The 14,368-nt window shown below is 41.3% G+C and carries 13 protein-coding genes and 1 riboswitch; of the genes, 2 read left to right on the top strand and 11 right to left on the bottom strand.

Going from position 1 to position 14,368, the window contains the following annotated elements; genetic code table 11:
* The 5 genes from L634_RS0129285 to L634_RS0129265 all read right to left on the bottom strand — a co-directional run.
* Nucleotides 1–243, bottom strand: a 243-nt coding sequence (locus L634_RS0129285) for a helix-turn-helix domain-containing protein (RefSeq protein WP_026583979.1), incomplete at its 3' end; no start/stop codon positions are given.
* A 90-nt stretch (nucleotides 244–333) separates the two neighbouring features.
* Nucleotides 334–1,533, bottom strand: coding sequence for a phosphoglycerate dehydrogenase (locus L634_RS0129280; RefSeq protein ID WP_026585422.1), 1,200 nt, complete (start codon nucleotides 1,531–1,533; stop codon nucleotides 334–336).
* Nucleotides 1,534–1,601: 68 nt separating this feature from the next.
* Nucleotides 1,602–1,680: riboswitch (ZMP/ZTP riboswitch) on the bottom strand.
* A gap of 626 nt (nucleotides 1,681–2,306) precedes the next feature.
* Nucleotides 2,307–3,065, bottom strand: a complete 759-nt coding sequence (locus L634_RS0129275) for a GNAT family N-acetyltransferase (RefSeq protein WP_026585421.1) — start codon at nucleotides 3,063–3,065, stop codon at nucleotides 2,307–2,309.
* Between the two features lie 26 nt (nucleotides 3,066–3,091).
* A complete protein-coding gene (locus tag L634_RS0129270) occupies nucleotides 3,092–3,652 on the bottom strand; it encodes an MEDS domain-containing protein (protein ID WP_026585420.1) in 561 nt (186 codons plus the stop codon).
* 263 nt (nucleotides 3,653–3,915) lie between these two features.
* Entirely contained in the window at nucleotides 3,916–4,404 is a 489-nt protein-coding gene (locus L634_RS0129265) for a tetratricopeptide repeat protein (RefSeq protein ID WP_026585419.1), read from the bottom strand.
* 349 nt (nucleotides 4,405–4,753) lie between these two features.
* Between L634_RS0129265 and L634_RS0129260 the strand changes: the two genes are divergently transcribed.
* Both L634_RS0129260 and L634_RS0129255 read left to right on the top strand, forming a co-directional pair.
* Nucleotides 4,754–6,940, top strand: coding sequence for an FUSC family protein (locus L634_RS0129260; RefSeq protein WP_026585418.1), 2,187 nt, complete (start codon nucleotides 4,754–4,756; stop codon nucleotides 6,938–6,940).
* Between the two features lie 425 nt (nucleotides 6,941–7,365).
* Nucleotides 7,366–8,226 carry a transporter substrate-binding domain-containing protein gene (locus tag L634_RS0129255; RefSeq protein WP_026585417.1) on the top strand — a complete coding sequence of 287 codons (861 nt, stop codon included), beginning with the start codon at nucleotides 7,366–7,368 and terminating at the stop codon, nucleotides 8,224–8,226.
* A gap of 585 nt (nucleotides 8,227–8,811) precedes the next feature.
* On the opposite strand, the gene L634_RS0129240 is transcribed toward L634_RS0129255, so the two are convergent.
* From L634_RS0129240 to L634_RS34555, 6 genes are all read right to left on the bottom strand, one after another.
* Entirely contained in the window at nucleotides 8,812–10,131 is a 1,320-nt protein-coding gene (locus tag L634_RS0129240; RefSeq protein ID WP_026585414.1) for an MFS transporter, read from the bottom strand.
* A gap of 154 nt (nucleotides 10,132–10,285) precedes the next feature.
* Complete coding sequence (locus L634_RS32065; protein ID WP_084029070.1) at nucleotides 10,286–12,412, bottom strand: heavy metal translocating P-type ATPase; 2,127 nt, start codon at nucleotides 12,410–12,412, stop codon at nucleotides 10,286–10,288.
* The gene (locus L634_RS0129230) at nucleotides 12,405–12,773 is read right to left on the bottom strand and encodes an ArsR/SmtB family transcription factor (protein ID WP_026585413.1); all 369 of its coding nucleotides are present in this window, start codon (nucleotides 12,771–12,773) and stop codon (nucleotides 12,405–12,407) included. Before L634_RS0129230 ends, L634_RS32065 begins: the two co-directional genes overlap by 8 nt.
* 129 nt (nucleotides 12,774–12,902) lie before the next feature.
* Nucleotides 12,903–13,175: a DUF1450 domain-containing protein gene (locus L634_RS0129225; protein ID WP_026585412.1), complete on the bottom strand. Its 273-nt coding sequence runs from the start codon at nucleotides 13,173–13,175 to the stop codon at nucleotides 12,903–12,905.
* A gap of 36 nt (nucleotides 13,176–13,211) precedes the next feature.
* Nucleotides 13,212–13,631 (bottom strand): 2OG-Fe(II) oxygenase, encoded by a 420-nt coding sequence (locus tag L634_RS34560; RefSeq protein ID WP_232233867.1) that lies wholly within the window; start codon nucleotides 13,629–13,631, stop codon nucleotides 13,212–13,214.
* Nucleotides 13,632–13,900: 269 nt separating this feature from the next.
* Nucleotides 13,901–14,053 carry a hypothetical protein gene (locus L634_RS34555; protein WP_232233866.1) on the bottom strand — a complete coding sequence of 51 codons (153 nt, stop codon included), beginning with the start codon at nucleotides 14,051–14,053 and terminating at the stop codon, nucleotides 13,901–13,903.
* Nucleotides 14,054–14,368 lie beyond the last annotated feature (315 nt).

Here is a 14,368-nt window from a genome sequence, read left to right as displayed (position 1 = left end):
TATAGAATACTCCCCAGACTGACAATCTCTAATGGCAGCTAGCTTCAATTCCTTGGAATACTTTTTCCAAGTGGAAGACTCTTTTAGACCTTCAAAACCACACTTATCATACTTGTGTTTCCACTCCAAAATCGTTGAAGGGTGCACGTTATATTTTGACTCAAGTTCATATGTTGAATAATGCTCGTCTAATTCCTTTAATATCTCGTATTTCTCTTCTGCAGAGTAAGATCTTTTAGACATAATAAATACTCCCCCATAAGCAGCCAGATTTTTATTTTTAATCTGTCTACCTAAAGGGGAGCATATCAGCAGGGAATTGAGGTTTCATCTTTAAATAATGCGTGTTGTGACAATGCCTTCGATTTGGTTAATTTGATCAAGCAGTCCAGGAATGACATCGCCATTCACTTTGTTATCAATATCAATCATGGTATAGGCATATTCACCGCGGCTGCGGTTCACCATGTCCGCGATGTTCAGCTGGTAGCTCGAAATCGCCAGTGTGATCTGTCCAACCATGTTTGGAATGTTTTTGTGAAAGGCGGTTACACGGCGTTTTCCTGTATATGGAAGTGCGGCGTTTGGAAAGTTCACTGAGTTTTTGACATTGCCAGTTTCAAGGAAATGCTTCACCTGGCGGGCTGCCATGACAGCACAATTTTCTTCTGATTCTTTGGTTGAAGCGCCAAGGTGCGGGATTGCTACCGTATTTTTCATCTGAAGGACATTTTCATTCGGGAAGTCTGTGATATATTTGCCTACTTTTCCGCTTTCAAGTGCAGCTGCCATATCCACTTCATTCACAAGCTCTCCTCGTGAGAAGTTCAGAATATGCACGCCATCCTTCATCATATTGAACGTATTCTTATTAAACATTTCTCTTGTATCATCGGTTAATGGGACATGAACCGTGATATAATCGGATTCCGCAAACACTTGCTCAATTGACATGGCTCTCTGGACATTGCGGGACAGGTTCCAGGCGGTATCAACAGAAATGAACGGATCAAAGCCAACTACATCCATATCCAGATCCAGTGCATCATTCGCTACAAGTGCTCCGATTGCTCCCAAACCGATAACCCCGAGTGTTTTCCCCTTAATTTCTTTTCCGACAAATTGCTTCTTTCCTGCTTCTACAAGCTTGGGAATTTGATTGCCCTCATCCTTCAGCGTCTTTGTCCAGGCAATTCCTGCAAACAAATTGCGGGAAGAAGCCATCAAAGAAGTCAGTACCATTTCTTTTACAGCATTTGCATTTGCGCCAGGTGTATTAAATACAACAATACCCTGCTCCGTGCACCTATCGACCGGGATATTATTGACACCTGCCCCCGCACGTGCAATAGCTTTTAAATTATCGCCAAATTCCATTGAGTGCATATTATAGCTGCGGAGCACAATTGCATCCGGATTGTCGCTCTCATTGTCAATTTTAAAATGATCCTTGTTAAAGACATCAAGGCCGCTTTTTGCGATGGCATTTAACGTTTTAATGGTCTTCACTTTGTCTAAAGTCATGGTACTCACTGGATTCTCCCCTTTTCTTATAACTTTGTCAGATTTTAAACAGAAAGAGGCAAGGGGGTAGAATCCCTTACCTCTGCCCAGGCGAACGGCTTCGATACTATGTGCTCCCTCGCGGTTATCCGCGTCTCGCCAGTTACACATAGCCTTTTCAGTTTTATAAATCTTATCAAAGTCTTCAGAAAACTTCAACCCTTTAAAGCGCTTACATGAATAAAAATTTTTTTATTATTTCGCCTTTTTTCTGTTATTATATTTAACCGTTTTTGTACACTATGCTTACAATCGATATATTTGGTCAAAGTTAATAAAAACAACAATAATTCTGACTCACCGCTTATCGTGTCAGCCTATCTATATATCTCTAAAATGTTCGATTAACTCCCAACTTCAACTGCGCAACTACTTTTCTAATAGTCCTTTGTGTACTACCGTTTTTACTTGACTACCAGCAATATCGTCGGTATTCCCACTGATTAACTACCATTTTTATCTGCCCGCTGCATTATCGTCGGTATTCCCGCTGATAAACTAACATTATTATCTGACCACCAGCATGATCGTCGTTATTCCCGTTGATTAACTATCATTTTCACCTGACCGCCAGCATGATGGTCGCTATCCTCGCTAAAAATTAACTCTATTTATCCTGACTACGTCGCTTTCACATCAGCCACAAGTTGCTTCTCCTCCCTATATCTTGTGGAAATTCCTTTAACAGTGTTCTATTTCCTTAATAAAAATATGCCTGGCTCCTATTAGAACCAGGCACTCATTCACTCATATACTTTTAGAACTCCATACTGCTTTCCAAGATACTGATAATTCCGCTTTCGATACATTTCCTTCGGAGTATCTTCCCCATCAGCAACCAGGATAACAGTTTTATCCTTAAATTGTTCCATTACAAACTTTTGCAGCCTGCTCCCAATGCCTTTTTTCTGGCATTCTTCATCAACCATAAGACCATCAATTTCAGCTGTTTCTTTCGCAATAATGACATCCACAGAACCAGCTGCATTCCCATTATAATAGGCAAGAATCTGTTGAATGCTTTTATTATTATAATTCCGCACATGCTGATCCTGCTTCTTTTCGGCATAATTTCTACCATAAACCGAATCATGTTTATACTGGAACTTCAAATAATCTTCCAAAATTTCGTCCGTCACATTTTCAACCAGAATATCCGGACTCTCCTTCATAGCAGGGAAATCCTTCGGCTGGATAGCATAAAGCTCCAAAAATCCAATTGTATAATCTTCATCTTTTTGAAAGAAGCCGAGGAGCTCAGGCAAGAGCTCTTCCCCTTCAGGAAAATAGAAGCGTACGTGCTTTTGTCCATATTTTTGATGATACGATCTTAAATAATCGTGAGCCTTTAAAAACTCTTGTATAGTGGGCATTTTTTTAAAACTGATAAAATTGCTGTCATATTGCAGGAGCATTTCCGGGGTATGATTATGAATGTAAAGGTCATTTTCCAGTACGGCAGCCCCTGGCTTATAAATATCTTTAAATGTTATTTGTCCCATTGTTTCTCCTCAGAAGAACTCTTCTATTAATAATTTTGCAGGAATTTATATTCCCGATCCGTTACCAGCACACCATGGCATCTCATCAGTTTTTCTTTTAATTCGTCCGGTGTACTGTTATTATCGTAGGCGCATAATGAAATGATCCCATTATCATTAATCGCTTTGTCCAATTTCTTCTCATATTCTTCTACTTTCAGAATGTATTCCTTCACATTCCCCCATTCAACAAGGCCCCAAGTGTACACAGGAGCCCCGCTTTCCAGATGGGGCTGGATATTTTTCGTAAAATAATTAAAAACGGTTTCCGGATTAAAATCACCGTTTGAATAATAGAAATCAAAATTATTCGCAAAATGGACTCTGGCTAGTTCCTCCTCGCTTAAAAGCTTGGCCACATTCTCTTGGATATAAAGGAGATTACGGTCATTCTCGACAAATAGTACTTGTCCTTTATCTCTAACTCCTGCTAGAATAAAGGAAATGGCATTTTGAAGGTAACAATCGACCTCATCGTAATTGTAAAGGATATGACCGCCATTGGATTTTTTTAGGTCATCTATCAAATCTGTCAATAAATCGTTCATCTATAAATCTCCTTATCTCCCCATGATGTTTTTAAAATTATACCATGATCAATTCTATGACGAACCAAGATTATTTATCCACCTGTTACGCTTTTATTCAGTCCTTGTATTTCTGGGATAGCTGACTATATATATTACTGTAAATTCAGCGAGGGCATTTCCCTTTTCTATATTTTCTTCCCTGCATGTATCTCCTCGATAACATTCGTAGTCCCTGTAACTATTTCAGTATTCTTCAACGGCTTGCTCATTCTTACTTTACATTATTCACTCCATACTTTATCCAGTTTATCAGAGTAATAGTATATCGCGTTTTTATATTTGATTATTTCCGGGTCACCTCCCGTTTCGGATATACACTTAAGCAGCAGCTCCATTGCCTGGCTATGAACCCCCAAATTATAAAGTGTCATCGAATAAAACACTTGGATTGCCCGATTGTCAGGAAATTGTTCAATCCCCTTTTGCAGCACATATCTTGATTTCTCATATTCCCCCAATGTCCTGTATGTGCTTCCAAGGCCCAAAATTGCTCCTTGCAGGTTTTCATCCGGGAGCCCAAGTAAAATAGCTTTTTCATAAAAAGCGACAGCCTTTGTTTCTTCTCCTAAAACATCAAAGCTCCACGCACACTGGTAATTAATGTTGGGATTATCAGGAAACTCACATGCCAGCTTAACAAGTAATTCGTTAGATTCTTTGTACTTTCCGATATTTCGGAGTACAATCGCTTTTTCTAATACTGTCTCCATAGTTTCCTCCAAATGTTCTTTCTTCTATTATATCTAAAAATTCTAAATTATGGGTATTAATAGACTTGCAAAAAGCTTAGGATTTAACTCCTAAAGCTTTTTGCACGTATGGCAACACTCATTTAGCGTTATTTTCTCGGCATATAAAACCAGAAATCGTATTATAATTCACTCAATAGCAAAACCACTCGTTTTATTTTAACTTAAAAAAATCTTTTTCTTTTATCTGGTTTAAAATAAGAAGCAAAGGGTATATACACCTGATATACCTAATTTGGATATTAAAAGAGCGAGTGTTAGAATAAACTTTAGCTCTCTAAAGAAAAACTTTGCAAAGTTTGGTGACACAATGAAACAGCTACATATCAAACATCATTGGCTTGGACGGCTGATGGCCTCTGATCCTGGGTTAATCCGATTTCAGAAAGCAGGAAGAGCCACTCTCAGTTTAATGGCATCTGTATTTACAACTCTCTTTATCATGCACGCTGCCGGATTTGATGATTTAACTCCTGCGATTGTTTCCGGCATGGCTGGAATGCTGGGGATTATGATTGTAATGGATGATGCCAAAAAGAAAAAAATGCTTACAACCTTTTTACTTGGTGTTTCGGCCATGGCGGGAATATCAGCTGGTTCTTTACTGGCAGGCAATGCCTATTACATTGACGGAGCCATGCTTTTATTAATATTTGGCAGCTTTTATTTAACCCGTTTTAATGTACGATATTTCTCATTATGCATGATCGCATTCATGACACTTTATTTCTCATCCATTTTACAACTGGAAAACAGCCAGCTCCCATTGTTTTACATAGGCATTTGGGTTGGGGTTGCTTATGCGTTCCTGTTTAATTTCATGCTTTTCCAGAATACCGCGAAAAACTTACAGCGAAGCATTCGCTCCTTTCATATTCAAAGCAACCTAACCTTTAATCTTTTAATACAGGGAATGCAGGATAAGGAATTGAGTCTCCAGCGAAAAAAAGAGCTTCAGAAAAATGTACTTAAGCTGCGGGAATATGCCATCACCGTATCAGAGTATATAAATGAAGAAGATGTACGAAAATTATGGCCAGGGCTAACTCCTCCCCAGCTGCGGCTCTATGTTTTTGATACCGGGATGCTGATTGAAACGCTGACCGACTCCATTCATAGTTTAAAAAGAGCAGATGCCCTTGAGATTGATGAATTAAGGAGGCTTCTAATATGGGTAATCCAGTCTCTGCGTGATGCGGAGGTGCTTGCCCACCATTATGAAGAGCAAAACTTGCAAGAAGCAGAATTGGCAGTTCAAGCACTGCGATTGTTGATTATGGATTTATTCAATCGCGATGCGCAGCCGGCAGGATGGCTCTTTCTGATTCGGAGAATCGAGTCCATTGCCAACCATGTTATCGAAGGGGCCGCAACTATTCAACAGGCCCTTCATAGTACAAAATTAATGAAACAAGAAGATTATCCACCGATTAAAGAATCTGAAGAAAATTTAGATGAAAAGAATGCGGAAGACGAAGAAAAAAGCCTGAGGCCTTCTACAAAAAAAGCTTTTCAGGCTTTGGTTGCAGGAGCTTTATCCATCATTGTGGGACAAATCATTTCCCCCGCCCAGCCTTACTGGGTTCTTTTAACAGCGTATATTGTACTGCTTGGCACAGAATCGATAGGCCGCATTTATACAAAAGGGTTTCAGCGTTCGGTCGGAACCATCATTGGGGCCGTCATTGGCTTTACGCTGGCCAGGATTGTTTCTGGCCATTCAGTTCTTGAAGTTACGCTCATTTTTCTGGTTGTCTTTTTTGCCTTTTATTTATTTGAGGTCTCTTATACATTAATGAGCATGTTTATTACGATGCTGGTCGCCTTTTTGTATGACCTTTTGCTTGGAGGAATATCCTTTTCCCTGATCAGCGCCCGCGTTATTGACACCATTGCCGGTGCTGTAATTGCTTTCGGCGTTTCTACTTTTGTTTTTCCAAAGAAAACGAAGGATAAAGTGGCTGAAGCCTTCAGCGACTTTTTAACAGATTTGAAGCCATATGTGACCGAGTATGTACGCGGATTTAGAGAAGATGTAAACGTCAAGGATCTATCTGGGAATGCATTTAAGCTGGAACAAAAACTTCAAACGATCAAAACGGAAGCCCAATCGCTCACCCAAAAGCCTGGGTCGCCCCGGCACTCAGACGTCATTAAATGGGTTACAATGTTTGGCGCCATCAGTTACTATGCAAGGCATCTAGTCGCATCCTCCTATCGAAAAGGCTTCGACTATCCGGAAGAATTGGTAGATGTTTTCAAAAGAATCGAAGAAAAACTGGACCTTAATATTGACACATTGATGGAATTGCTAAAAGGGAACGGTGAAGGTACGCTTGTCTACAGCCTGGATGAAGAACGTGAACAAATTGAACGCTTAGCCCCTTCCCGGAAACAATCACAGCGGGATTTAATCCATCACTTGTACTATGTATGGCGCATCAATAAGACCTTAGTTGAATTAGGAGAAGAGTTTGGCGCAGGGAAGGAGCAGTAAATGCTCCTTCCTTACTTTGTGTGAAGTTGATAATATGTGGTTGAGTTGATGATAAATTTTAAAAGTTGATGATATATGGGCAAAGTTAATGATATATATTGAAAGTTGATGATAAAAAAGCGGAAGTTGACGATATACCTTATTTTTCCCCTTTGCCAGCTGAAAAAAGGCAAATAAAACGGTTCAAACTTGCTGTTTAGGTAAATTTTTCACTTTATTGTGCTCCATTAACAAAATACAGTTCATCACCGCCCCAATTAAAAGCACTCCAATGCACTTGTAGCCCAAAACCTTTTCTATTACTTTCGAACGGATTTCAAAAAAATTAGTAGGGCATTTTGTTTATTTCTGATAAATTTGACAGAAATATCAAATAATTTCAACTAAAATAAATATATCAATAGATAAAAAGAGGAGGAAAAAACATGTTTAAGAATTGGAAAAAAGCTTTGCTTACCGGGATTCTTAGTTTATCTCTGATAGGAACTGGATATGTCGGCCATGACCTGCTCTCCACAAAAAATGCGGAAGCAACATCTGCTTCGGACTATGCACCTGGCCATTTGAAAAAAGAAGAAGCTTCCCAGTTGGATGAAATCATCCAGAGGGGGTATATTCGGGTAGGGATGACAGGAGACTATAAACCTTTTACATACTTAAATCCTGAGACAAATGAGTATGAAGGCTATGACGTTGATGCTGCCAAGGAACTCGCAAAGGACCTGGGAGTAGAAGTCCGTTTTGTTGCAACCACATGGCCTAATATGATGAAAGACCTGCAAGCTGATAAGTTTGATATTGCGGTGGGCGGCGTTACCCGCAACACAGCCAGACAAAAAAACGCCTATGTTTCCCAAGGCTATCTATCATTTGGAAAAGTGCCATTAATACGGGCAGAAGACAAGGACAAATATCTGTCCATTGAAGACATCAATAAACCTTCCGTCCGAATTGGCGTCAACCCTGGCGGCACAAACGAAGCCTTTGTCCGCCAGCACCTTACCAATGCCGATGTAACCGTGGTTCAAAACAATCTGGATATCCCTGGTCTTGTGGCCGACGGAACATACGATGTGATGATTACCGATACAGTTGAAGCCATGCTATATGCTGATGAGGATCCGCGCCTCTATGCCGCTTTGACTGACAAGCCTTTCACCAACAATGAAAAAGGCTATATGATCCCGCGCGGAGACTTCGTCTATGCCAGCTACCTAGAAATGTGGATGGATGAAATGAAGCTGCAGGGAAAGTTTGACTCGCTCTATAAAAAATGGATTAATTAAATTTGAAAGCGTCCCGCACTTTTGCTGCGGGACGCTTTTTTTCTTGAGCCTTACTTTTTCTTAACAGGAATCCAGATTTCGCTTTTAAATGTTCGCATAGCTGTATCTTTCCTTCATTCCAAAGGATTTCTGTTCCTGGAAACCACTCGGAGAATAATAAATGGATCACCACACATTTATATGTGACATGCCTTTCCATCTAGCCAAAACCAGCGTAAAAAAATTAAAGCCGGGGTACGGATACCCTGGCCTTTAAAAATGGGTGCTTATACTGCTGCAATTGCTTTGCCCCTTTTAACTTTTCCTTTTTTTAATTCCTTTTGAAGGAAACGCTTAATGCTCCTACGTTTGCGGGCTGCTTTCGTAGCCATAGGTAACGCCTCCTTAAAATTTTTTTGATCAAAACTCTTCAAATTAATAGAGAACTTTTTCACTTTTAATATAGATGAGATAAAAAGCAATCTCAATGCTAAAAAAAGTGGAATTTTCCGCAAATTTTAGCCTCTTAGCTTAAAATTCTCTTATAACTTATGTTTTTGTTAAAATCTCTCTTGTTACCAAGTCCGAATCATGTTTCCTATATGATCAGCCTTCATTTGACTTTAAACGGCTTTTTTCTGTATCTTTTGCCCTTTTCCCCGCCCCAACCACAATCGGGATAAGGACAAGCGAAAATATCCCTCCCGCTATAGAGAGTATGGCATAGCTGGAATTGGCAACAATTATACCCGATAGTGCTCCGCCTGCTGCTCCAGACAAAGCCACCATGACGTCAATCATTCCTTGTGTTTTTGCGCGGTTAGACAGGTCTGTGGAGTCGACGAGGATAGCCGTTCCGCTGATCAGTCCAAAGTTCCAGCCAATCCCGAGCATTATAAGGGCGATTGTAAGAAGGAAGGCGGAATCCCCCGGTGCTGCAGCACCTATCATGCCAGCAGCCAGCAATGTAATGCCAGATGCGATTGCCATCGTTCTCCGCCCTAGTTTGTCGACAATGATCCCGGTTAATAAAGAAGGAAGGTACATGGCACCAATATGGAAGCCAATAATCCTGCCCACTGCACTTAAACTATGGTCATGATGCCCCATATGAACCGGGGTCATGGTCATGATTGCCACCATGACCAAATGTGTTAATACCATTAAACAGCCGGCAGAAATGATCCCGCTTTTACTATTTGCCGATGGATACGTGTTTTCTCCTCCGCTAGCTTCCTTTACTTGTTTCTGGGGTTTTGCAACAGCTTTTGCTACAATCAGCGGGTCTGGCATCAAAAATAACCAAAGAATCAATCCTGCCAGGAAATAAGCGGTTCCGGCTAAAATGAATGGCCCGGATAAAGCTGGAACTGAAATACTTTCCGCAAATCGCCCCATCACCTCAATTAGATTTGGCCCTGCAACAGCGCCAAATGTTGTTGAGACCATGGCAATGCTTACTGCTGTTGCCCGCTGCCTGGCATTGGCCAAATCAGTTCCAGCATATCGTGCCTGAAGGTTTGTAGAAGTTCCCGCCCCATAAATAACAAGCGAAACGAACAGAAGCAAAATACTGTTTGTCACGGCTGCAGCAACGACTCCGAAAGCACCTGCCCCGCCTGCCAGGAATCCTGATGCAAGCCCAAACCTTCGTCCGTAGCGTTCAGACAGCCGGCCGACAATCAAAGCGGCACCAGCAGAACCAAGCGTAAACAAAGCGATTGGCAGCCCTGCGTAGCTGTCTGTCCCGAGCATATCCTTAGCCAGCAAAGCCCCGACTGCAATGCCTGCTGCAAGCCCAGCTCCTCCAAATATTTGTGAAAGGACCACGATAACCAGGGTCCGTTTATATAGTTTCTGCTGTTTTTCCGGCGATTCAATATAGGCCTGAAGCCAATCAGGCACCTGAGCTGCTTCTTTAGACATTTCTTCGCACCCTCTCCAAGAACTCCCATTTCAATTCTATGTTTACGTTACTTTTCCAAATTACTTTACTTTCACCTCTTCATACTATATAGGGTATAATAGAAATTGTGATTATCGAAAAAGGCGATGCCCGTTTAGACATCGCCCTTCAAATCTACTCTTTTATTCTTAGCAATCTCAAACTGTTTAACGTTACCAGAAGAGTTGCCCCCATATCTGCAAAAATTGCGATCCATAATGTCAGCCAGCCCGGCACAACAAGGAGAAGTGCCAATGCTTTAATTGCCAGGGAGAATGTAATATTTTGCTTGATAATCCCCAAAGCTTTGCGGCTCAACTTAATGGTATAAGGCAATTTGCTTAAATCATCTGACATTAAGGCAATATCAGCCGTTTCAAGAGCTGTATCCGTTCCTGCACCGCCCATTGCAACGCCGACGGTCGATGCTGCAAGAGCCGGTGCATCATTTACGCCATCTCCGACCATTGCCACTCTATGATGATTGGCTCGAAGTTCTTTTATAAAAGTCAGTTTATCTTCCGGAAGCAAATCTGCTTTTATTTCCATTACACCAGCTTGGTTCGCAATAGCATTTGCAGTTCGCTGATTATCGCCTGTCAGCATAACTGTTTCAATTCCCATGCTGTTCAGCTTGCTGATGACGGGTTTGGAACTTTCCCTCATTTCATCTGCTACAGCTATCAATGAAAGAATCTCACTTTCTGTTCCCAGCACCATAACGGTTTTTCCCTGTTGTTGAAGCTCTGTAATCTGCTGCATTTTATCATGATCAATGGTTCCATGCAGCTCTTCAAACAGGTTCGGGCTTCCTACATAATGAAGTACTCCGTTTACAATGGCTTTTATGCCTTTTCCTGTGATGGACAGAAATCCTTCAACCTGCACTGAGTTAAAGTCTGATCCATTTTCCTCTGCTTTTCTCATGATGGCTGATGCCAAGGGGTGCTGTGATCCTTTTTCAATAGCTGCTGTTATTTTCAATAAATCTATTTCATTTCCGGTATATGCTATTACATCTGTAACGGCAGGCACACCCTTCGTTAAGGTCCCCGTTTTATCAAAAGCAATTGCCTTAAGCGCCCCAGCTTCTTCAAGGTGGATGCCTCCTTTAATCAGCACCCCATTCCTTGCTGCATTCCCAATGGCTGTTACCACTGCCACCGGGGTTGATACAACAAGTGCGCATGGACAGCCTACCACCAATGCTGCCAATCCCTGATAAATCCAATCGTTCCAATCTCCTCCAAATAATGGCGGTACTGCGGCGATTAAAATTGCTAAAACAATAATGGCCGGTGTATAATACTTTGCAAATTTATCAACAAATTGCTGGGAAGGCGCTCTTTCAGCCTGTGCTTCTTCAACCAGATGAATGATTTTCGCAATCGTTGTATCTTCCACCCGCTTGGTTACTTTTACTTCAAGAAGCCCCTCTTCATTTAACGTTCCTGCGAAGACCTCATCGTTAACCGTTTTGGCAGCTGGGACACTTTCACCCGTTATTGCAGCCTGGTTCAAAGTGGATGTTCCATTTATGACAATTCCATCCATGGCAAGCTTTTGCCCTGGCTTAACGATCATCACGTCACCAATTTGAATATCATCTACATGAACCATCAATTCCCTAGTGCCTCTGCGAATCAGCGCCTCTTTTGGGGCAATATCCATCAATGACTCGATTGACTGGCGGGCCTTATCCATTGAGTAGCGTTCAAGAGCTTCACTAATGGCAAACAAAATGACGACCATGGCTCCTTCGCCCCATTCGCCAATGATGGCCGCTCCAATAATAGCGATGGTCATAAGAGTACTCATATCAAATTTCAATCTGGCCAGATTTTTCAGCCCTTTTTGAAAAAGCGTATATCCCCCTATTAAAACGGCCGCTGCATATCCGATCTTAGGATAAATATGATCTTCACCATACTGCATGCTTAAAAACCAGCTAATCACAAGCAATACTGCAGAAATATATACTTTATAATTTTCCCTTTGCTTCCAGAACGGCTCCCGCTCTGCTGCCTTTTCATTTTCAGCGCGCAGCTTCAAATTTTCAAAAGCTCCCGCCTTTTCAATGGCTTCCATTGAAGCAGTGCCTGTTACCGTTATTTTGGATGCGCCAAAATTAACATTGGCATCTAAAACGCCATCCAGGCGTTTCACGTTCTCTTCGAACGTTTTGGCACATCCTGCTCAGGAAAAGCCCTGAACACGGTAGGTTTTCGTCTCTTGTTTAGCTAATCCTGCTTGTTCAGACATTGGCTTTCACCTCATTTCGATGCTCTAATGCAATCATCATCAGTTGTTTAATATGGTCATCATCCAATGAATAAAAGGCCAATTTGCCTTCTTTTCGGAATTTTACAATCCCTTGCTTATGAAGAGTGCGCAAATGATGAGACGCTGTTGCGACAGTAGCTCCAATAATATTGGCGATATCACAAACGCACAGCTCATCATCCTGGCACAGCGCATAGGAAATCTTTGCTCTATTTTCATCTGCAAGTGCTTTAAATAATTGGGCAACACTAGAAAGGTCTTCTTTTTGCAGTTCTTCCTGTATCCGATTCACTTTTTCTCCATCATAACAATAAATATCACAAGTATCTTTGGACGCCAAAAGAATCACCCCTTAATATTCAAACCTTCGCTTGAATATATTATACCTCCTGGCATAAGTTATTCAAACAATTATTTGAATAATATATGAAAAAGGAATTGGATTGATCCAATTCCTTTTGAAAGTGCATTATTTTTTGTCGGCAAGAGCTTTGAGCTTATCCAGCAATACGCCGGAATTCTCTGCTGAAATAAACTTGCCATCTACCATTGCATATGGCGACTGTCCGCATTCCTTGCATTTGCTCTGGCATTCATATTCTTTATAATGAATGGTTTTCTGATTTATAAAGCGACCGTATTCAGTGGAATCCTCTTCCTTTAAAAACTGGTCAAGATTCCTCTGGCAAAACTCGATTGTTACTGGCTTTTGCTTTGAGAATAGTTTGTTAATCAGCTTCACCTGTTATAACATCCTTCTGTTTTTTTGTCTGCAATTCTACTGATGATAAATATTGCTTTCCCGAATCCATTTGGTTGCGACCCATTTATCGCCTGCTGTTACAGGCACGCTGCTATGCACAGACAAATGGTCGAGCTGCCCGTTTCCATTGGCATAATGAAAATAAATGGCTGCCCCCTTCCTGGGAACGATCGACAGGCCGACTTTTGGAAAAACGGTTTCGCCGCCCTCAGGCACATCATTTAAATAGATTAAAAATGTGCCAACACGCTGTCCGCCTTTTTTGGCATCCACCATATTAGGTGGAAAAAAGTCGAAATGAGGCTTATATTCTTCACCAATTCCGTAATTCAGCACCTGCAGTCCTTCCCCATTTTCGACCGGGAAACTGGTTAGTTCTGCAATTCTTCTTTCAATCCTGTCAACAAGCTCATTCTCTCCAATTTGAAATGCCATTCCATTGCTTGTCCTCCCGGATGCTGCACGCTCTTCCCCGGAAGCAGTATCCACAACTCGTGATGGCTTCAGGCGGGTCCCTGAAAGATTGATAAGCTCACTACATTCTTCAGGCTCAGCACATTATCCAAATGAAGAAGAAACGGCCTTTCAAATCTCGATAGGACGTTTATTTTACTGTCACTTGTATAAAGGGTATTTCCCTTCCTGCCAATCCCGGGAACCTCATCATTATATCGAATTTGCTCGCCTTCTGTCGCCTTTATCGCTTAATTTCCAACAATTCGAAACAGTGTTTCATAGGCAAAACGGTTATCAAAGCCCTTTCTAATCAAAGCATTCGCAATCGGACTTACGTCATTCTTTAACGTACTCACAATCCAATCCTTCAGTTCGTCTGTTATCTGCATTATCTTTGCCATCAGTGTATCCCCCTGTATGACTCCCTGAAATCTATTTAACTTTTTCATCCCTTATAGAAATTACTGTCATTATTATACTATTTATTAGGAAACAGCTTAACCTATTTACCTATAAATTCAGATTTTTTGGTTTAGATTCCGATTTTCATGCTGTGAGGAAAATGTTTGTGCTGCCTGAAAATGGTTCATGACAACCTTTTTCTCTCTGCTGGACCAATTTCCGGCTTCATAGAAGCTTTATGGCGACCTTTTTCTCTCTGCTGAACCAAATTCCGGCTTCATGGAAGCTTCATGGCGACCTTTTTCTCTCCGCTG

Source organism: Bacillus sp. J33 (assembly GCF_000518885.1).
Lineage (GTDB): Bacteria > Bacillota > Bacilli > Bacillales > Cytobacillaceae > Cytobacillus.
This window is presented reverse-complemented; position numbering and strand designations above follow the sequence as displayed.